This window comes from Hydrogenophaga sp. (assembly GCF_050182545.1).
Classification (GTDB): domain Bacteria; phylum Pseudomonadota; class Gammaproteobacteria; order Burkholderiales; family Burkholderiaceae_C; genus Hydrogenophaga.
This window is the reverse complement of record NZ_JBFXCD010000002.1, coordinates 108,212-126,079: the sequence shown is the minus strand read 5'-3', so window position 1 is coordinate 126,079 and position 17,868 is coordinate 108,212. Positions and strand designations below refer to the sequence as shown.

19 protein-coding genes and 1 tRNA gene are annotated in these 17,868 nt (G+C 67.2%); 8 read left to right on the top strand and 12 right to left on the bottom strand.

Features of this window, described 5'->3' with window-relative positions:
- Positions 1-24: 24 nt before the first annotated feature.
- Positions 25-109 (bottom strand) — tRNA-Leu (locus AB7P10_RS02655).
- Between the two features lie 40 nt (positions 110-149).
- On the opposite strand from AB7P10_RS02655, the gene cysM reads away from it, so the two are divergent.
- The 4 genes from cysM to AB7P10_RS02635 all read left to right on the top strand — a co-directional run bounded on the left by cysM (position 150) and on the right by AB7P10_RS02635 (position 3,035).
- Positions 150-1,052 (top strand): cysteine synthase CysM, encoded by a 903-nt coding sequence (gene cysM, locus AB7P10_RS02650; RefSeq protein ID WP_428292295.1) that lies wholly within the window; start codon positions 150-152, stop codon positions 1,050-1,052.
- Positions 1,053-1,066: 14 nt separating this feature from the next.
- The gene (locus AB7P10_RS02645; protein ID WP_428292294.1) at positions 1,067-1,627 is read left to right on the top strand and encodes an NUDIX domain-containing protein; all 561 of its coding nucleotides are present in this window, start codon (positions 1,067-1,069) and stop codon (positions 1,625-1,627) included.
- 90 nt (positions 1,628-1,717) lie between these two features.
- Positions 1,718-1,945 carry a sulfurtransferase TusA family protein gene (locus AB7P10_RS02640; protein ID WP_428292293.1) on the top strand — a complete coding sequence of 76 codons (228 nt, stop codon included), beginning with the start codon at positions 1,718-1,720 and terminating at the stop codon, positions 1,943-1,945.
- Positions 1,946-1,994: 49 nt separating this feature from the next.
- Positions 1,995-3,035, top strand: coding sequence for an NAD(P)-dependent oxidoreductase (locus tag AB7P10_RS02635; RefSeq protein ID WP_428292292.1), 1,041 nt, complete (start codon positions 1,995-1,997; stop codon positions 3,033-3,035).
- A 7-nt stretch (positions 3,036-3,042) separates the two neighbouring features.
- On the opposite strand, the gene AB7P10_RS02630 is transcribed toward AB7P10_RS02635, so the two are convergent.
- The 4 genes from AB7P10_RS02630 to AB7P10_RS02615 form a co-directional block, all read right to left on the bottom strand.
- On the bottom strand, positions 3,043-5,946 hold the full coding sequence (locus AB7P10_RS02630; protein WP_428292291.1) for a valine--tRNA ligase: 2,904 nt from the start codon (positions 5,944-5,946) through the stop codon (positions 3,043-3,045).
- Between the two features lie 81 nt (positions 5,947-6,027).
- Positions 6,028-6,225, bottom strand: a complete 198-nt coding sequence (locus AB7P10_RS02625; RefSeq protein WP_428292290.1) for a DUF2783 domain-containing protein — start codon at positions 6,223-6,225, stop codon at positions 6,028-6,030.
- Positions 6,222-7,955, bottom strand: coding sequence for an FAD-dependent oxidoreductase (locus tag AB7P10_RS02620; protein ID WP_428292289.1), 1,734 nt, complete (start codon positions 7,953-7,955; stop codon positions 6,222-6,224). Before AB7P10_RS02620 ends, AB7P10_RS02625 begins: the two co-directional genes overlap by 4 nt.
- A 13-nt stretch (positions 7,956-7,968) precedes the next feature.
- On the bottom strand, positions 7,969-8,583 hold the full coding sequence (locus AB7P10_RS02615; RefSeq protein ID WP_428292288.1) for a VOC family protein: 615 nt from the start codon (positions 8,581-8,583) through the stop codon (positions 7,969-7,971).
- A 242-nt stretch (positions 8,584-8,825) separates the two neighbouring features.
- Between AB7P10_RS02615 and yaaA the strand changes: the two genes are divergently transcribed.
- From yaaA to queF, 3 genes are read left to right on the top strand one after another with little or no spacing between them, the layout of a single operon-like run.
- The gene (gene yaaA, locus AB7P10_RS02610; RefSeq protein WP_428292287.1) at positions 8,826-9,611 is read left to right on the top strand and encodes a peroxide stress protein YaaA; all 786 of its coding nucleotides are present in this window, start codon (positions 8,826-8,828) and stop codon (positions 9,609-9,611) included.
- Positions 9,608-10,504, top strand: a complete 897-nt coding sequence (locus AB7P10_RS02605) for a 2OG-Fe(II) oxygenase (protein WP_428292286.1) — start codon at positions 9,608-9,610, stop codon at positions 10,502-10,504. Before yaaA ends, AB7P10_RS02605 begins: the two co-directional genes overlap by 4 nt.
- A complete protein-coding gene (queF, locus tag AB7P10_RS02600) occupies positions 10,501-11,346 on the top strand; it encodes an NADPH-dependent 7-cyano-7-deazaguanine reductase QueF (protein ID WP_428292285.1) in 846 nt (281 codons plus the stop codon). Before AB7P10_RS02605 ends, queF begins: the two co-directional genes overlap by 4 nt.
- A gap of 21 nt (positions 11,347-11,367) precedes the next feature.
- On the opposite strand, the gene AB7P10_RS02595 is transcribed toward queF, so the two are convergent.
- From AB7P10_RS02595 to AB7P10_RS02565, 7 genes are all read right to left on the bottom strand, one after another.
- Positions 11,368-12,147 carry an anti-sigma factor gene (locus AB7P10_RS02595; RefSeq protein WP_428292284.1) on the bottom strand — a complete coding sequence of 260 codons (780 nt, stop codon included), beginning with the start codon at positions 12,145-12,147 and terminating at the stop codon, positions 11,368-11,370.
- 10 nt (positions 12,148-12,157) lie between these two features.
- Positions 12,158-12,757, bottom strand: a complete 600-nt coding sequence (locus tag AB7P10_RS02590; protein WP_428292515.1) for an RNA polymerase sigma factor — start codon at positions 12,755-12,757, stop codon at positions 12,158-12,160.
- 104 nt (positions 12,758-12,861) lie between these two features.
- Entirely contained in the window at positions 12,862-13,521 is a 660-nt protein-coding gene (locus AB7P10_RS02585; RefSeq protein ID WP_428292283.1) for a cupredoxin domain-containing protein, read from the bottom strand.
- Positions 13,522-13,543: 22 nt separating this feature from the next.
- Complete coding sequence (locus AB7P10_RS02580) at positions 13,544-14,014, bottom strand: group I truncated hemoglobin (protein ID WP_428292282.1); 471 nt, start codon at positions 14,012-14,014, stop codon at positions 13,544-13,546.
- 20 nt (positions 14,015-14,034) lie between these two features.
- On the bottom strand, positions 14,035-14,946 hold the full coding sequence (locus tag AB7P10_RS02575; RefSeq protein ID WP_428292281.1) for a DUF3034 family protein: 912 nt from the start codon (positions 14,944-14,946) through the stop codon (positions 14,035-14,037).
- A gap of 179 nt (positions 14,947-15,125) precedes the next feature.
- Complete coding sequence (locus AB7P10_RS02570) at positions 15,126-16,187, bottom strand: histone deacetylase family protein (protein ID WP_428292280.1); 1,062 nt, start codon at positions 16,185-16,187, stop codon at positions 15,126-15,128.
- Between the two features lie 46 nt (positions 16,188-16,233).
- Complete coding sequence (locus tag AB7P10_RS02565) at positions 16,234-17,304, bottom strand: ornithine cyclodeaminase (RefSeq protein WP_428292279.1); 1,071 nt, start codon at positions 17,302-17,304, stop codon at positions 16,234-16,236.
- A gap of 122 nt (positions 17,305-17,426) precedes the next feature.
- On the opposite strand from AB7P10_RS02565, the gene AB7P10_RS02560 reads away from it, so the two are divergent.
- The gene (locus tag AB7P10_RS02560; RefSeq protein WP_428292278.1) at positions 17,427-17,852 is read left to right on the top strand and encodes an Lrp/AsnC family transcriptional regulator; all 426 of its coding nucleotides are present in this window, start codon (positions 17,427-17,429) and stop codon (positions 17,850-17,852) included.
- Positions 17,853-17,868: the final 16 nt, after the last annotated feature.

The window sequence follows — 17,868 nt, the reverse complement described above, 5'->3', positions numbered from 1 at the left end:
CATGCTGCATGGCCTTGGCGTATCTGGTGCCCGGGGTCGGAATCGAACCGACACTCCTTTCGGAACCGGATTTTGAGTCCGGCGCGTCTACCAATTTCACCACCCGGGCTTGGAAGAACGAAGTCGGAAATTATGGCACAGTGCTGGGCATGAACTACCCGACGATTGAGGACGCCATCGGCAACACGCCCCTGGTGGCGCTGCAACGGATTGGCGCGGCGGACAACGGGCCGCGCGGCAATGTGATTCTGGGCAAGCTCGAAGGCAACAACCCGGCCGGCTCGGTGAAAGACCGTCCTGCGGTCTCGATGATCCGGCGCGCCGAGGAGCGCGGCGACATCAGGCCGGGGGACACGTTGATCGAGGCCACATCGGGCAACACCGGCATCGCGCTGGCCATGGCCGCGGCCATCAAGGGTTACCGCATGGTGCTGATCATGCCGGAGGACCTGTCCATCGAGCGCGCCCAGACGATGAAGGCCTTTGGTGCGGAACTCATTCTCACGCCCAAGAGCGGCGGCATGGAGTCGGCGCGCGACCTGGCCGAGAAGATGCAGGCCGAGGGCAAGGGCCGCGTGCTCGACCAGTTTGCCAACGAGGACAACCCGCGCGTGCACTACGAGACCACCGGTCCCGAGATCTGGCAGCAGACCGGTGGGCGCATCACGCACTTCGTGAGCGCGATGGGCACCACCGGCACCATCACCGGTGTCTCGCGCTATCTGAAGGAACAGAACCCTGCCGTGCGCATCATCGGTGCCCAGCCCAGCGAAGGCTCGCGCATTCCCGGTATCCGCAAGTGGCCTACCGAGTACCTGCCCCGGATCTACGATCCGAGCCGGGTGGACGAACTCGTGTACGTCAGCCAGGGTGACGCCGAGGCCATGTGCCGCCAGCTCGCGCGCGAGGAGGGCATCTTCGCCGGCATCTCGGCCGCTGGCGCATGCTGGGTGGCGCAGCAGATCGCGCGCACGGTGGAGAACGCCACCATCGTCTTCGTGGTTTGCGACCGGGGCGACCGCTACCTGTCCACCGGCGTGTTCCCGGCCTGACGGACCGAACGACCATGAGTGCCGAGTTCCGGTTCTGTCCAGCATGCGCCACGCCGCTGGCCCAGATCGCACAGGAAGAAGACAGTGGCCTGGTGCAGCGCCTGCGCTGTCCAGCCTGCGAATTCACGCACTGGAACAACCCCACCCCGGTGCTGGCGGCGATTGTCGAGGTGGACGGCCTGGTCATGCTGGCGCGCAACGCCGCCTGGCCGGGCAAGATGTACGGGCTCATCACCGGCTTCATGGAGGCGGGCGAAACGCCGGAAGACGGCATCCGCCGCGAGATCGCGGAAGAAACGTCGCTGACGGTGGACGCGCTCGCGTTGGTGGGTGTGCACGACTTTCAGCGCATGAACCAGGTCATCATCACTTACCACGCGCGCGCGCATGGCGAGGTGCGTCTTTCCCCCGAACTGGTGGACTACAAGCTATTGCGGCCCGAACAGCTGCGCTGCTGGCGGGCCGGCACGGGGATGGCGCTGGCGCAATGGCTGCGGCAGCAGGGGCACGAGCCGGTCTTCATGGAAGATTTGCCACAGAAACCCGCCGCGGGTCCGGCGCGGGGTGCCGGCTAGCGGCATCGGGCGCAAGCCCGTGCCGTTTCCAGTCCGCGTCGGCGCGAACCGACGCTTAGAATGCGGATTACCCAGGAACACCCTCGTACCATGACTGCCGACAAAGAACTCGACGCCCGCGGCCTGAATTGCCCACTGCCGATCCTCAAGGCGAAGAAGGCCCTGGCCGACATGCACAGTGGCCAGACGTTGAAGGTGATCTCGACGGACGCCGGCTCCGTGCGCGATTTCCAGGCCTTTGCCAAACAGACGGGGAATGTGCTGATGCACCAGGAGACCGTGGGCGGCGACCACATCTCTGTGCTCAAGCGCCGCTGATTCCAGGCAGGCGCATCCAGGAATCTCTCACCTCCACGCCCTGCCCACCATGGAAGTCTTGCTGCTCGATCCCCTTGTGCCCGAGGCGCTGGCCTGGCTGCAGGAGCGGCATGAAGTGAGTTTTCGCCCCGAACTCGCCGACGACCCCGCCGAGCTGCGCAAGAGTACCTACAAGAGCCGTGCCATCGTGCTGCCCCCACACGTGGTGGTGTCGGGCGAATTCCTGGATTTCGCGCCCAAGCTCGAGATCGTGGCGCGCATGCAGATTTCCAGCGACAACACCGATCTCGATGCTTGCGCGCGGCGCAACGTGCGCGTGCTGCAGGCGCGCAGTGCCACCGTGCGCTCCAACGCCGAGTACCTGCTCTACGGCCTGCTGATGCTGTACCGGCGCGGCATGATCAGCGCGCTGCTTGGGCGCAAGATTTCACAGGTGCGCATGGGGCGCGAACTCTCTGGCAGCACGGTGGGCCTGCTGGGCCTCGCGCCGGTGGCCCACACGCTGGCGCCCATGCTGCGCAGCCTGGGCGTGCGCCTGCTGGGCTACGACCCCGCCGTGCACCATGCCGCCGACATCTGGGACAAGCTCAAGGTCGAGCCCGTCACGCTGCAGGACCTGCTGGCGCATTCCGATGCGATCTCGCTGCAGATGGTGTACGCCTCGCGCTTTCGCGGCTGGATCAACGAGCGCATGCTCAATCACTGCAAGCCTGGACAGCTCTGGGTGGGCGTGAGCCGAAGCTCACTGTTCGACGCCGAGGCCCTGGCTCTGGCCTTGTGCGACGGTCGCATCGACGCCTGCCTGCTGGACGGTGCCAACCCCCAATTCGCGGCCGAAGGCACGCCGCTGCACGGCATTCCCAACTTGCACCTCACGCCGCGCCTGGGTTCGCACACGCGTGAAGCCAAGTTGCGCGCGAGCTGGTACGTGGCGCACCGCATGCACGAGACCCTGTCGCCGGCCGCCACGCAGGGCGAATCCCGCGTGAGCGATTTCTCGGTGCTGGACAACCTCGACTACCAGGAAACCAGCGATCCGCAGGCGGTGTCGCCATCGCAGTGGAGTTCGATCGCGATGCACCGGAACTGAGCGCCGCTCAGGCGCTCAAGCGGGCCAGTTGCTCGCGCACCCTGGCGAGCGTTGCGCTGAAGTCGGCCACGCGCTTCTTCTCCTGATCGATCACCGCCGGCGGCGCCTTGGCCACGAAGGCCTCGTTGGACAGTTTGCCGTTGGCCTTGGTGATCTCGCCCTCCAGGCGCGTGGCTTCCTTGCCCAGGCGTGTCTTTTCGGCGGCCACGTCGATTTCCATGAACAGGCACAGGCGGGCTTCTCCCACCACCGCCACCGGTGCGCTCTGGGCGGCAGCGGCCCACACGGCCTCGTCCTCGAACACCCGCACCTCGCCCAGCTTGGCCAGGGCCTGCAGCACCGGGCCCGCAGCGCGCATGAAGGCCGTGTCACCCGTCACATACAGCGGCAGGCGCGTGGCCGGTGAAACGCTCATCTCGCCGCGCAGGGTGCGGCAGGCGTCGACCAGCGACTTCAGCTTGCCGACGTGCGCGATCGCTGCTTCGTCGATCTTGTTGGGCTGGCTCTCGGGGTAGCGCGCGATGCTGACCGACTCGCCGGGCAGCCCGGCCACGGGTGCAACCTTCTGCCAGAGCTCCTCGGTGATGAACGGAATGACCGGGTGCGCCAGGCGCAGGATGGCCTCGAGTGTGCGGATCAGCGTGCGGCGCGTGGCCCGCTGTTGCGAGGCGTCGCCGGTCTGGATCTGCACCTTGGCGATTTCCAGGTACCAGTCGCAGAACTCGTTCCAGACGAAGTCGTAGATGGCGTTGGCCACGTTGTCCAGCCGGTACTCTGCAAAGCCCTTGGCCACCTCGGCCTCGACCTTCTGCAGCACCGAGCTGATCCAGCGGTCGGCCTGGCTGAAGCTCAGGTAGTCGTGGAAAGGTTGGCCCACGGCGCATTCGGCCTTGGTGTGTTCCTGCAGCCCGCAGTCGTGGCCCTCGCAGTTCATCAGCACAAAGCGCGTGGCGTTCCAGAGCTTGTTGCAGAAGTTGCGGTAGCCCTCGCAGCGCTTGCTGTCGAAATTGATGCTGCGGCCCAGCGAGGCCAGCGCGGCAAAGGTGAAGCGCAGTGCATCTGCGCCATAGGCGGGAATGCCTTCCGGAAATTCCTTCTCGGTCTGCTTGCGCACCTTGGGCGCGGTCTCGGGTTTGCGCAGGCCGGTGGTGCGCTTCTCCAGCAGGGGCGCGAGCGCGATGCCGTCGATCAGGTCCACCGGGTCAAGCACGTTGCCCTCGCTCTTGCTCATCTTGTGGCCCTGCGCGTCGCGCACCAGGCCGTGGATGTAGACGTGCCTGAACGGCACGCGCCCGGTGAAGTGCGTCGTCATCATGATCATCCGGGCGACCCAGAAGAAGATGATGTCGTAGCCGGTCACGAGCACGCTGCTGGGCAGGTAGAGGGTGTAGTCCTCGGTGGCGCCGTCCTTCTGGCTGGGCCAGCCCATGGTGCTGAACGGCACCAGGGCAGAGGAATACCACGTGTCGAGCACGTCGGGGTCGCGCGTGAGCGCTTTGCCCGGCGCCTTCGCCTGGGCTTCGGCCTCGTTGCGCGCCACGATCACGTTGCCCGATTCGTCGTACCAGGCGGGTATCTGGTGGCCCCACCAGAGCTGGCGGCTGATACACCAGTCCTGGATGTTGTTCATCCACTGGTTATAGGTGTTGACCCAGTTTTCCGGGACGAACCTCACCTCGCCCGACTGCACGGCCGCAATGGCCTTGTCGGCGATGGAGGTGCCGCTGGTGTTCTTCTCGTTGCCCCTGGACTGCATGGCCACGAACCACTGGTCGGTCAGCATGGGTTCGACCACCTGGCCCGTGCGCGCGCAGCGCGGCACCATGAGCTTGTGCTTTTTCGTTTCCACGAGCAGGCCCGCGGCTTCGAGGTCGGCCACCACGGCCTTGCGCGCGACGAAACGGTCCATGCCCCGGTACTTCGCTGGCGCGTTGTCGTTGATGGCGGCGTCCAGCGTGAGCACACCGATGATCGGCAACTGATGGCGCTGGCCCACCGCATAGTCGTTGGTGTCGTGCGCGGGCGTGACCTTGACGACGCCGGTGCCGAATGCGCGGTCGACGTAGGCATCGGCAATCACCGGGATGTCGCGTTCGCACAGCGGCAGCTTCACGGTTTTGCCGATCAGGTGGGTGTAGCGCTCGTCTTCCGGGTGCACCATCACCGCCACGTCACCCAGCATGGTCTCGGGCCGTGTGGTGGCCACGGTGAGCGAGCCGCTGCCGTCGGTCAACGGGTAGGCGATGTGCCAGAGGAAGCCGTCCTCCTCCTCGCTCTCCACCTCCAGGTCGGACACGGCGGTCTTGAGCACCGGGTCCCAGTTCACCAGGCGCTTGCCCCGGTAGATCAGGCCCTGTTCATACAGGCGCACAAAGGTTTCGGTGACCACGGTCGAGAGCTTTTCGTCCATGGTGAAGTACTCGCGGCCCCAGTCCACGCTGTCACCCATGCGACGCATCTGCGTGGTGATGGTGTTGCCGCTCTGCTCCTTCCACTCCCAGACCTTGGCGACAAAGTTCTTGCGCGCCTCTGCCGGCGTCGGGCCCATGTCGTGGCGGCTGATGCCCTGGCCCTGCAGTTGCCGCTCCACGACGATCTGCGTGGCGATGCCCGCGTGGTCGGTGCCGGGCACCCAGACCGTGTTCGCGCCCGCCATGCGGTGGTAGCGCGTGAGGCTGTCCATGATGGTCTGGTTGAACGCGTGCCCCATGTGCAGGGTGCCAGTGACGTTCGGTGGCGGCAGCTGGATCGCAAACGAGGGCGCGCCGGCCTGGGGCACTCCCGTGCCGCGGAATCCCGCCGCACCATAGCCCCGGCGTTCCCATTCCGGGCCCCAATGGGCTTCAAGCGGGGCGGGTTCAAAGGATTTCGCCAGGGATTGCAGGCCGGGCTGGTGCAGGGTGTCGGTCATGGGATGCCAAAAATGGAAACGGCATCCCGCAGGATGCCGTCAAGGGGGCAGGGAAGTCGTCGATTTTATTCGACCACCTCCTCAGGTGGCCGCGACCGGCAGCTCGCGGGCGGCGGCGATGCAGTCGGCCAGCACCCGCGCGTCACCGATCTGATTGGCCAGCAACAGGATCAGCCGTGCGTTGAACAGCTCGGCATCCTCGCGGCTCAGTCCGGCATGGGCATCGAGCAACTGCTCGTAGAAGGCATCGGCGTCCTGGAGGTGGGGCGTGAGTTTCATGGTTGTTTGTCTCCGCGCAGGCCGAGCGAGCGCTCGATGGCCGCGACCAGTTGGGCGTTGATGGTTTCGCCACTGGCGGCGAGGTAGCCGTCGGGGCGCACCAGCGCCCAGGTGTGGCCCGACACGTGGCACGCACCCCGCAGGTGGCCCCGGGGGTCGCGGACGTGTTCGATCGCCTGCGCGGGCGCATCGGTGCCCAGTACCTGCACGCTGCGCACCGGCGCGTCCAGTCCAAGGCGGCGCAGGCGTTGCAGCGCCGCGGCCGGCAAGTCGCCGAACACCAGCAGCAGCAAGTCGCCACCGGCCCAGGTCAGCAGGTCATTGACCTGGCCGCGACCGCCATCGGCCCACTGGAATTGCACGTTCTGCACCGACTGGCCCGCCGCGCTGCCCGGCGCATAGACGCATGCCGAGGAGCGGCTGTAGGGGTTGGCGACGGCCATGCGACCGGTGTTGATGAAGCTGCGCGCGAACGGGTACTGACGCGCCAGGCCGATGGCCGCCTGGCGGAACAGGCGCTCGCTGCCGTCGGCCGGGCGCAGAAAGCGCGCGGTGCGGTTGGTCACGCACACATTCTGCTGCGCCGCCTCCAGGCGCTCCTCGTCGTAGCTGCGCAGCAGGGCCGCATCGGCCTTGCCCCGTTGCACCGCGGCGAGTTTCCAGGCCAGGTTGTCTGCGTCTGCCACGCCGGTGTTGCCGCCGCGCGCGCCGAAGGGGCTGACCACCTTGGCCGAATCGCCCATCAGGAACACCCGACCGTGGCGCATGGCGTGCACGCATTCGCTGCGGTAGGCGTAAGGGCCGACCCAGACGATCTCCACCTCCACCTCCTTGCCGAACTGGCGTGCCAGGCGCTCGCGCACCACGTCTTCGCGGCTCACGTAGGCCGGGTCGGCGTTGGGCGCCATCTGGTAGTCGATGCGCCAGACATCGTCGGCCATCAGATGCTGCCAGACCGCGCGGTTTTCGTTGAAGGGGGCCTCGATCCAGGTGTGGCGCTCCGCTGGCGGCTGGGTGGTGAAGCGCACGTCGGCAATGCACCAGCGGTCGTCGCCGCGGCGCGAGTCGAAAGGCACGTTCAGCCATTTGCGCAAGGGGCTGTTCGATCCCGTGGCGTCGATCACGTGCTCGGCCTCCAGCGAATAGCTGCCAGCGGGGGTCTCGACCGTGAGCGTGGCGAAGTCGGCGTTCTGCTCGAACGCGGTCAACCGGTTCTGCCAGCGCAACTCCACACCGCCCAGTTCCTGGATGCGGTCGACCAGAAAGGCCTCGATGTAGAACTGCTGGATGTTGATGAAGGGCGGCTGGCTGGAAAGATGGAAGTTGCCCTGCTGTCGCAGGTCGAAGCTGTAGACCTCGTCTTCGCCTGCGAAGGTGCGCCCCACGCTCCACTGCGTGCCTTTGGCCGCGATGCGTTCGAAAATGCCCAGCCGCTCGAAGATCTCCAGCGACTTCTGCGTGTAGCAGATGCCGCGGGAGGACGCGCCCTTCACGCCGACGGTGTTGTCCTCGTCGATCAGCACGGCGCGCACGCCCAGTCGGGCCAGTGAGCACGCCAGCGTGAGGCCGGTGATGCCACCGCCCACGATGACGATGGGGTGGCGCACGCGGGTTCCTTCCTGCAGTTCGGGCGGTGGAACGAAGGCGTATTCCGGCAGCACATAGCCGGCGCCACTGGTGAACTCGTAGTTGTTCGTGAGGGCGGTGTCGCGATAGGCCGAAAAGGGCATGTGACGGCTCCGCTCAGGACTGTGAGCGCGCCACCACTTCGGGGCGGTCGTTGCGCTGCGGCTTGAGGGGCGCGGTGTCTTTGCCCTCGGCGCGCTCGCGGCGCCACACCTCCTTGCGCGCGGTCCATTCGGCCAGGCGTGCGTGCGCGGTCTTGCTTTCTTCAAGCATCTCGAACTCGTCGGCCAGCTGGGCCGTGAGTTCGAGGCGAATGCCGTTCGGGTCGAAGAAATAGATGCTCTTGAAGATGTGGTGATCGGTCACGCCCAGCACCTCGATGCCGCTGGCCTCCAGCCGCGCCTTGGTGTTCTCCAGCTCCTGCTCGGTGTTCACGCGGAAGCTGATGTGGTTCACCCATTTCGGCGTGTTGGGGCTGGGCAGCGCGGCCTCGTCGTCGCCGAGGTCGAAGAACGCGATGAAGGAGCCATCCTGCAGGCGGAAGAAGAAGTGCGTGTAGGGGCAGTATTCCCCCGTGCTGGGCACATGGTCGCTCTGGATGATGTGGTACAGCGGCAGGCCGAGGATGTCTTCGTAGAACCGGCGTGTTTCTTCCGCGTCCCTGGCGCGGTAGGCGTAGTGGTGCAACTGCTGGATGGGGGCCGGGGCGGGCAATTGGGTGGGGGTCGGCATGTCGGTCTCCTGAAAGTCGTCGGATGCAGGCGTTGGCGGTGGACGTTCACCATTATGCAACGCATTTCTCTTATCGTAATTCAATAGGCCTGCTGCGCACTCCAGTTTGATGCTTTCCCCCAGGGCTGTCGACGTCAGGCCGGGCCCAGCGGCGTTCCTGAGCGTTGGCGATAATCGAAAGCCTTCCCCGGGAATCCCTGCCTTGTGGGGATGTCCCGCCCCTGCTCAGTTGCCACTTCAAGATGCTTTTCCTGATCTCGCCCGCCAAGGCGCTCGACTACGAGACGCCGCGCCACGTCGACACCCACACGCAACCCCTGTTCGTGAAGCAGTCGGCTGCGCTTATCGAGGTGCTGCGCCAGAAATCGCCCAGGCAGATCGCCGAGCTGATGAACCTGTCGGACGCGCTCTCGGGCCTGAACGTCGCGCGCTACCAGGCTTGGCGGCCCCGGTTCACGGAGAAGAATTCCCGACAGGCGGTGCTGGCTTTCGACGGTGACGTGTATGGCGGGCTGGACGCGAAGACCCTGGGTGAAGGCGATCTCGACTGGTTGCAGCAGCACCTGTGCATCCTCAGCGGCTTGTATGGCGTGCTGCGGCCGCTCGACCGCATGCAGCCCTACCGGCTCGAAATGGGCACGAGGCTGAAAACCGCGGCCGGTAAAAACCTTTACGAATTCTGGGGCAGCCAGATTGCCGAGTACCTCAACAAGCGCGCAAAAGCCGACCTGAGCCCGGTGGTGATCAACCTCGCGAGCGAGGAGTACTTCAAGGCCGTGGACCGCAAGGCGCTGCTGCCGCGCGTGGTCACCTGCGCCTTCGAGGAGCGCAAGGCCGATGGCTACAAGGTCATCAGCTTCATGGCCAAGCGTGCGCGCGGCCTCATGGTGCGCTACGCTGTCACGCACCGCGCCACCACCCCCGAACAGCTCAAGGGCTTCGACCTCGAGGGCTACCGATTCGTCCCCGCCGCGTCGTCGCCCGACCGGCTGGTGTTCCGCCGCGAACAGGCCTCAAACACACCATGAGCCAGAACGTCACCCCCGAATTGCGCCGCTGGATCATTGAGCAGGCGTCCGCCGGCTTCACACCAGAGGTCGTGCTGGCGTCCATGCTGGCGTCCGGCTGGCAGGAGCCCGTGGCCGTGGCCGCGCTGGAGAGCACGCTGCGCGAGCACCTGCGCCATCAGGCCGCCGCCCAACCGGTGCAGGCGGCGCCCACAGCGCTGAGCCCTGCGGTGGCCGAGACGCTTGCTGAAGCGGCGGTGCCGGTGCCCGACCTGGACCTGAGCCGCGCGCCACGCCAGATCGACGCGGGTGACCGGATGGTGGACGTGATCGCCACAATGAACCATCCGCGCGTGGTGGTGCTGGGCAACCTGCTGAGTGCCGAGGAGTGCGAGGCATTGATCGCGTCCGCGCGCCCGCATCTGGCGCGCTCGCTCACGGTGGAGACCAAGACCGGTGGCGAGGAACTCAACCCCGACCGCACCAGCAGCGGCATGTTCTTCACGCGCGGGCAGACGCCCGAGGTGGCCCGCGTCGAGGCACGCATCGCGCGCTTGCTGAACTGGCCGCTGGAAAACGGCGAAGGCTTTCAGGTGCTGAACTACAAACCGGGCGCCGAGTACAAGCCGCATTACGACTACTTCGATCCCGCCGAGCCCGGCACGCCGACCATCCTCAAGCGGGGTGGCCAGCGCGTGGCCACGCTGGTGATGTATCTCAACGAACCCGCGCGCGGCGGTGGCACCACCTTCCCCGACGTGGGCCTGGAGGTGGCCCCCGTGCGCGGCAACGCCGTGTTCTTCAGCTACGACCGCGCCCACCCTTCGACCCGCACGCTGCACGGCGGAGCACCGGTGATCGAGGGCGAGAAGTGGGTCGCCACCAAGTGGCTCAGAGAACGGGAGTTCGTGTGAACACGCCCGAATTGTCCCAGCTGGGCAAGACCTCGGCCTACATCGACCAGTACGACGCCTCGCTGCTGTTTCCCCTCCCGCGCGAAACCAAGCGGCGCGAGATCGGCATCACCGGCAGCGTGCCCTTCCTGGGCGCGGACCTGTGGACCGCCTTCGAGCTTAGTTGGCTCAACCCGCGCGGCAAGCCACAGGTGGCGCTGGCGCACATCACGGTGCCCGCCGAGAGCACGCACATCGTCGAGAGCAAATCGTTCAAGCTCTACCTCAACAGCTTCAACAACACGCCGTTTGCCAGCGCCGACGCGGTGCGCGAGCGCATCCGCGACGACGTGAGCGCGGCCATCTGGCAGGGTGGCCCGGTGCGCGCCAGCGCGGGCGTGAGGTTGCTGCTGCCCGATCAATTCGACCGCGAGCCGGTGCACGAACTCAGCGGCCTGCTGCTGGATCGGCTTGATGTCGAATGCACGCGCTACCAGCCCGCACCCGAGTTGCTCACGGCGGCCTTCGATGAAAAGCCGGTCGAGGAGACCCTGGTGAGCCACCTGCTCAAGAGCAACTGCCTCGTCACAGGCCAGCCCGACTGGGGCAGCGTGCAGATCGCCTACAGCGGCCCGCAGATCCACCAGGCAGGCCTGCTGCAATACATCGTGAGTTTCCGCAACCACAACGAATTCCACGAACAGTGCGTCGAGCGCATCTACATGGACATCTGGCAGCGCTGCAAGCCCGCCAAGCTCGCGGTGTACGCGCGCTACACGCGCCGGGGCGGGCTGGACATCAACCCCTGGCGCAGCAGCCATCCACAATCGCCGCCAGGCAACGTGCGCACCGCGCGGCAGTGAACGCCCGCGCGGGCGCCGGGTTCACAGCATTTTCTGGATCAGAGCGCCCTTGAACAGCACCGGCCCGGTCGGGCCGCGTTCGCTGGGCACGCCGCCCTTGGGTTCCAGGCTGATCGCCAGCGCCGGCACCTCGCGCACGTCGGCCTCGCCCGCCGCGAGCTGCAGCACACGGTCCTGACCGAGCACACCCAGCGAGCGCGGACCACCCGAGGGTGGCAACGCCCAGAGCTGCAGCGACTTGTCGCCCGCTTCCTGGAAACCCCCCACGCGCTGAAGCGTCAGCTTGCGGTTCTTCGGGTCGAAGGTCACCAGCATGGAAGCGCTGGCCTGCTCGTCGTTGAGCACGGCCACGTACTCCACCTGGGGCGTGGCCTCCAGCTGCGCCTGCAGTTCGCCAATGCGGGTGCCGAGGTCGTCGCGCAGGCCGACGGCGGTGACCACGGCCAGCAGGGTGGCCAGTGCGCCCGCGGCCGTTGTGCCGCGCCACAGTGGCAGGCTGCGCCACCAGCCTCCGGCCCGCGGTGCGGTCGGCGTCACGCGCGCGGCGGCCATGGCCTGCTGCTCGCTGTCGGCGCGCACCAGGTTCTCAATGCGCGTCCAGACGGCGGGGGCAGGCTCGCTCGCGGTCTGCAGTTCGTTCATGCTGGCCACGCGGCTTTGCCACACCAGCGCGGCCGCGCGCACTGGCGCCTGCTCGCGCGCCAGGGCTTCGAAGCGGCGGCGCGCGCCGCCGCGCAGCGTGCCCAGGGCGTGGGCGGCGGCAAGTTTGTCCAGCAGTTCGGGGTGTTGAATCAGGTTCATGACGATGTCTTCACGCGAAGCGCGCCATGCAGGTGCGCAACTGCTCCAGCCCGCGGCGGATCCAGGTCTTGACGGTGCCCAGCGGCAGTTTGAGTTGTTCAGCCAGTTCGCTGTGGCTGAGGTCGCGCAGATAGGCCAGGCTGACCACCTCGCGCTGGCGGTTCTCCAGCTTTCCCAGGCACTGGTGCAATGCCCAGGCCTGCTGGCTGGCCAGGCTCACGTCCATGGGGTTGGGCGATTGGCCCTCCATCGTGTCGGCCATGGCGTCGTCGATCTCGTCCGTGAGGTGGGCGCGCTCGGCGCTTCGCCGGCGAAGGCAGTCCAGCGAGCGGCTGCGCACGATGAGGCCCAGCCAGGCCATGGGCGGGCTCAGACTGGCGCGGTAGTCACCTGCCGCGCGCCAGATCTGCAGGAAGGTCTCCTGCAACACATCCTCGGCCCACTCGTGCTTGCCCACCACGCGCAGCGAGAGCCCGTAGAGCTTGGAGGACACCAGGTCGTACAGCGCCTTCAGGGCTGCCTCATCGCGTTGTGCCACGCGGTCGATCAGGGCGATGAGGGCGTCGTCTGGGCTGTGTGTCATGGCGGCATTGTGCGGCAGACCCGCCATGTCTGCCTGGGCACGGCCCTGCGTGGCGCGGCTCCACACCAGGTGCAGCGTGGCCGAACCGCGCGCCACCCGGGCGCGGTCGTCGGCTTGTCGAACAGGGTGTTTCATGGCCGCCTCCGGCGCGGCTGGACCTGGGTGGGCACGGTCAGCGCCGTGACGCGGGTGACCGTGAGCGTGCCGGGCGCGGGTTCGATGATCTGTTCGCCGTGCCACACGCGCAGGCGTGCCGCGCCTTCGGGCACGTCCTGCAGCATCGCCATGCCTTGCGCGTCGGTCTTGACCGCCCACGGCGAGTCGGTCACAAAGATGAAGCCGCGCATGGAACTGTGCAGGTGGCAGCCCAGTTGCACGGCGCCGGCCCTGGTCAGTGTCACATCGGCCACCGCCGCGTCCTTGCTGGTGGCTTTGCCGTCCAGCCGCAGTTCGAAGCCCGCGTCCGGTGCCGCGTTGAGACCGCTCAGACCAGCGGGCACGCCCCGCACATGGTGGTCCCAGCTGTCGAGGTTGACGAAACTCACGCGCGAACCCACCGGCAACACGCTGGTACCGGGTACGAACTGCATCTTGAGCTGCTGGATCGTGGCGTGCACGGGCGCGGGTGCGACAGGTGCAATGCCCGAAATCGGTTCGACCACCACCACGGCGTCGACGAGCGGCTGCCCGTCGCGAGCGAGCACGGTCAGCTGCACGGTGGCGGCATGCACGGCCAGCGGCGCCATCAAGGACGACGCCAGCAGGGCGGCAAGGGCGAAGTGTCGGGTCATGCGGGTGCGTCCTGTGGTGGCCTCAGCGCACGGTGATGGTGTCGCGGTGCATGGGAGCGAGTAGCGCCAGCATCTGGTTTTGCCGCGTGAAGGGAATGCCCCGCGCCTCCATGCTCTGCTGCAGGACTTCCACGAGGGCGTTGAAATGCGCCTTGGTGATGTCGCGGTCCTGGTGCGCGGTCTTCATGTCCGGTCCCTTGTAGATACAGGGGCCACCCGAGAGCTGACAGAGCTGGTCGCCGAGCGATGTCGCCAGGTTGGCGAGGTTGGTGTCCTTGAACTGGTCACCGATGCGGGCGTCGGCGCGCAGGCGTTGCACGAAGTCGTCCATGAGGCTGCGGATGCCAGCCTGCTCGCCGAAGGCCTGATACAGACCGGGGGCGGGTGTGACGGGGTGGGCGCTGGCGGCACTGGGCGCAGGGGTCTGGGCCAGCAGGGCGCCACTGGAGAGCGCGATCAGGGTGAGGGCGGTGGCGGTGATGAGGTGTTTCATGGTGGAGCCTGTTGGGGAGTTCAGAACGCGACCTGGGCCGAGAGGTAGACGCCGGTTTGTTTGCGCCGCTGGGTGGTGGCGGGCACGATGCGGCCCAGGTCCACATAGGCAGCGGTCAGGGAGACGTTCCTGGTCGGCGCCCAGGCGATGAAGATGTCCATCCAGTCGTCGGCGCGCAGGCCATCGCCCAGGCCCGCGGCCGCGCCAGCGCGTTGCAGCTTGTTGGGCATGGCGCGGTATTCGACACCCACCGCCAGCCTGCTGCTGATGAGATACGCCACCGAAATTTCGGGCTGGAGCTCGTGGCCGTTGCGGGCGCCGCCGAGACGTGCGCCAAAGCCCAGCAGGCCGCCCTGGTTGGCCTGCGTGGCGCGCAGCGTGGCGTTGACCAGAACGCCCTGCGCCAGGAAGAGCTTGGTGGCGCTGACATACACGTCGGTGCCGTGTCGTCTGGCGCCGAGTGCATCGAGCGTGCCATCCAGACCGGAAGACTGAAGGTTCTTGAACTGCACGCCCACGGCGATCTGCGGCATCAGGCTGTCGCTGTCGAGCACGGCGTCGCCGGCCACGCGCCACTTCGCACCCAGCACGTTCTGCTTGAGATGCAGGCCGGGCAGGCCGAGCAAGGTGCCGGTGTTGCCGGTGTTGAAGTCCTGGCGCGCGGCCGAAAGTTCGAACCGGTCGTCGATGCCCACGGCCACACCGTAGGCGCTCAGGCCGTAGTCGCGGGTCACGGCGCGGCTCGCGAATGCCGACGCGCCCACTTCCCCTTCGGTGGCCTGGCTGCCGATCACGGCCCAAGGGGAGATGCCGCCGCCGGCAGCGCCTTCCACGCTGCTCACGCCGCCGGTGAGCAGCAGTTTGCCGGTTTCGGCGCGCGCCGGCGCGGCCGACAGCAGCGCTGCGGTGGCGGCCAGGGGCAACAGGCACATGGCCCTGTGGCGGGGGGACTTTGGGGGCTGGTGTTTCATGGGGCGATGGCTCGTGAAGGGGCAGAAGGGTGTGGTTGGCCTCCTGGTTACGCGCTGTACCGCCCACTGGATTCAGGCCGACACGCAAAAAAGCCCTGGCGTGACAGCCGTCACGCCAGGGCTTTTTTGTCGCCCGGACCTCAGGTGGCCTGCTGGAAGCCTTCGAGCAGATTGACCGTGTTGGTGCCCACCTCGTCCACCGCGTAACCCCCTTCGAAGGTGAACACCGCGGGCAGGCCGGCTCCCGCCAGCGCCGCGCCGACCACGGCGTAATCCGCGCTCTGGAGCGTGAAGCCCGAGATCGGGTCGCCCTCGAAGGTGTCCAGACCCATGGGCACGACCAGGGCGCTGGCGCCGAAGTTGTGCACGGCCTGCAGCGCGGTGTCCAGGGTGGCGCGCCATCTGGCGAAGCCCGTGCCGCGCGACAGCGGCAGGTTGAGGTTGAAACCGTCGCCCTCGCCCGCACCACGCTCATCCGCATGCCCGAGGAAGAACGGGTATTCGGTGGTCGGGTCGCCGTGGATTGAGACCGTGAGCACGTCGGCGCGCTCGTAGAAGATGGTCTGCGTGCCGTTGCCGTGGTGGTAGTCCACGTCGAGAACCGCCACCTTGGCGTGACCCGCATCGCGCAGCGCCTGCGCGGCGATGGCGGCGTTGTTCAGGAAGCAGTAGCCGCCCAGGAAGTCCGGCCCGGCATGGTGGCCAGGCGGGCGGGTGAGCGCGAATGCGCTTCGCTCGCCGTTGACTACAGCTTGCGCCGCAGCCAGCGCACAGGCCGCGCCGCCGCGCGCGGCGGCCCAGCTGCCCGCCGTCAGGGGCGAGCCGGAATCGAACGAGAACAAGCCCAGGCGTGCCGCGAAATTGGCCGGCAGCACGTCGCTGCGGAATCCGTGGCGGCTGGGCAGCGGCCAGACCGAAGGCAGTGCGTCGCGCTGCGCATTCGCCGGGTCCATCGCCACCCAGTCGTCCCAGGCGCTGGCGAGGAAGGCGAGGTAGCGTGCGCTGTGAACGCGGGCGATGGCCGCATCCAGCGCGGAGTCTTCCACCGACGGTGGGCCGAGCGGGCCCAGCGGGCGGCGCGCCAGTTCCGCGAGCACGAAGTCCAGTCGCGCGGGCACCTCATGGCAGGGCACCATGCGGCCGCGAAACATTTCCTGTTGCCCGGCGTGGGCCGCGTGGTGGGGGTTGTGGAAGGTTTTCATGCAGGGCCATTCGATGGGACAGTCCATCGTAGCGAAAGTGGTGAGCTTACGCGGCCAGTGCGAGCGGCAAGGGATGGCGGCGCAACAGACCGAACAGGTCTTTCGGGTCCTCTAGCGCGGGAATCAGCGGCAGCGCCTGGCCCAGGCCGAGTTCGTTCGCGGCTTCGCGCAGGAAGCGCAGCGCCGAGTAGTCTTCCAGCGCGAAACCCACGGAGTCGAACACCGTCACCTGCCGCCGGTCCGTTCGACCAACCGCGTTGCCGGCGAGCACGCGCCAGAGTTCCGTCACCGCGAAGTCCGCCGGCAGGTGCTGCAGGTCGCCCTCGATGCGGGTCTGGGGTTCGTACTCGACGAACACCGAAGCCATGCGCAGCACGTCGGGGTGCAGCTCGGTCTTGCCAGGGCAGTCGCCGCCCACGCCGTTGATGTGCACTCCGGGCTCGATCATCTCCGGCGTGAGGATGGTGGCGTTGGTCTTGTCGGCGGTCACGGTGGTCACGATGTCGGCGCCGCGCACCGCCTGCGCGATGCTCTCGCAGGGAATCAGGCGCAGACCCGTGTGGCCCGCGAGGTTGGCCATCAGCTTGCGGGTGGCGGCCGCGTCGGTGTCGTACAGGCGGATCTCGGTGATGCCCATGAGGTGGTGGAAGGCCAGGGCCTGGAACTCGCTCTGCGCGCCATTGCCGATCAGCGCCATGCGGCGGCTGTCCGGGCGGGCCAGAGCGCGTGCGGCCAGCACCGACATGGCGGCGGTGCGCAAGGCGGTGGTGAGCGTGAGCTCGCTCAGCAACACTGGCGCGCCGGTGGCCACGTCGGCCAGGACGCCGAAGGCCATCACCGTCGGCAGGCCGCTGCGGGTATTCCTGGGGTGGCCGTTGACGTACTTGAAGGCGTAGGTGCTGTCGTCGGCGATCGGCATGAGTTCGATCACGCCGTCGGCCGAGTGGCTGGCCACGCGCGCGGACTTGTCGAAGGCCGGCCAGCGCAGGTAGTCGGCATGCAGGGTGCCGGCCATGCGTTCCAGCACGGTGGGCAGGCCGATGCGGTGGACCAGGGTGGCCACATCCTGGGCGCTCAGGAACAGGGTGGGCAGGGCGGGGGTGGTGGCGGTGTTCATGGGTGTTGTCCTTGCAGTGGAACCCAGTCTCTCAAGCCCCCGTGTCAATGTAAATCGCCAACCCTGTACAAATTTCGGCAGAAAAATATCAATACGACAGACCTGGCCAACATAATGCGCACATGGATGCCCTCGACCATCGGCTCATCGCCTTGCTGCGCAAGGACGCTCGCACCAACGTGGCGGCATTGGCCAAGGCGCTCGGCGTCTCACGCGGTACCGTCACCAACCGCATCACCCGGCTGGAAGACAACGGCGTGATCGTCGGCTACACGGTGCGCCTGCGTCCCGATGCCGAACCCACCGGCATCAGCGCCTGGATGAGCGTGGCGGTCGAAGGCAACCAGACCCGCGCCGTCATTGCCAGCCTGCTCGGCGAGCCTGGGGTGGCCGAACTGCACGACACCAATGGCCGGTGGGATCTGCTGGCCGAGTTGCGCGCGGCCAGCCTGAGCGAACTGTCCGAGGTGCTCGAGCGCATCCGTCTGATCCGCGGCATCAGCAGCACCGAGACCAGCCTGCATCTGGCGACCTACCGCCTGTCCTGATCTCCTCCGGCGTGCC

What these genes read in the sequence shown, in the direction of transcription:
- AB7P10_RS02570 (WP_428292280.1), bottom strand. Translation starts at nt 16,187, where the DNA reads ATGAAAACCTTCCACAACCCCCACCACGCGGCCCACGCCGGGCAACAG.
- AB7P10_RS02630 (WP_428292291.1), bottom strand. Translation starts at nt 5,946, where the DNA reads ATGACCGACACCCTGCACCAGCCCGGCCTGCAATCCCTGGCGAAATCC.
- AB7P10_RS02590 (WP_428292515.1), bottom strand. Translation starts at nt 12,757, where the DNA reads ATGGCGGGTCTGCCGCACAATGCCGCCATGACACACAGCCCAGACGAC.
- AB7P10_RS02615 (WP_428292288.1), bottom strand. Translation starts at nt 8,583, where the DNA reads ATGCCGACCCCCACCCAATTGCCCGCCCCGGCCCCCATCCAGCAGTTG.
- AB7P10_RS02585 (WP_428292283.1), bottom strand. Translation starts at nt 13,521, where the DNA reads ATGACCCGACACTTCGCCCTTGCCGCCCTGCTGGCGTCGTCCTTGATG.
- AB7P10_RS02565 (WP_428292279.1), bottom strand. Translation starts at nt 17,304, where the DNA reads ATGAACACCGCCACCACCCCCGCCCTGCCCACCCTGTTCCTGAGCGCC.
- AB7P10_RS02595 (WP_428292284.1), bottom strand. Translation starts at nt 12,147, where the DNA reads ATGAACCTGATTCAACACCCCGAACTGCTGGACAAACTTGCCGCCGCC.
- AB7P10_RS02620 (WP_428292289.1), bottom strand. Translation starts at nt 7,955, where the DNA reads ATGCCCTTTTCGGCCTATCGCGACACCGCCCTCACGAACAACTACGAG.
- AB7P10_RS02560 (WP_428292278.1), top strand. Translation starts at nt 17,427, where the DNA reads ATGGATGCCCTCGACCATCGGCTCATCGCCTTGCTGCGCAAGGACGCT.
- AB7P10_RS02580 (WP_428292282.1), bottom strand. Translation starts at nt 14,014, where the DNA reads ATGAAACACCTCATCACCGCCACCGCCCTCACCCTGATCGCGCTCTCC.
- AB7P10_RS02640 (WP_428292293.1), top strand. Translation starts at nt 1,718, where the DNA reads ATGACTGCCGACAAAGAACTCGACGCCCGCGGCCTGAATTGCCCACTG.
- yaaA (WP_428292287.1), top strand. Translation starts at nt 8,826, where the DNA reads ATGCTTTTCCTGATCTCGCCCGCCAAGGCGCTCGACTACGAGACGCCG.
- AB7P10_RS02605 (WP_428292286.1), top strand. Translation starts at nt 9,608, where the DNA reads ATGAGCCAGAACGTCACCCCCGAATTGCGCCGCTGGATCATTGAGCAG.
- cysM (WP_428292295.1), top strand. Translation starts at nt 150, where the DNA reads ATGAACTACCCGACGATTGAGGACGCCATCGGCAACACGCCCCTGGTG.
- AB7P10_RS02635 (WP_428292292.1), top strand. Translation starts at nt 1,995, where the DNA reads ATGGAAGTCTTGCTGCTCGATCCCCTTGTGCCCGAGGCGCTGGCCTGG.
- AB7P10_RS02625 (WP_428292290.1), bottom strand. Translation starts at nt 6,225, where the DNA reads ATGAAACTCACGCCCCACCTCCAGGACGCCGATGCCTTCTACGAGCAG.
- AB7P10_RS02645 (WP_428292294.1), top strand. Translation starts at nt 1,067, where the DNA reads ATGAGTGCCGAGTTCCGGTTCTGTCCAGCATGCGCCACGCCGCTGGCC.
- AB7P10_RS02575 (WP_428292281.1), bottom strand. Translation starts at nt 14,946, where the DNA reads ATGTGCCTGTTGCCCCTGGCCGCCACCGCAGCGCTGCTGTCGGCCGCG.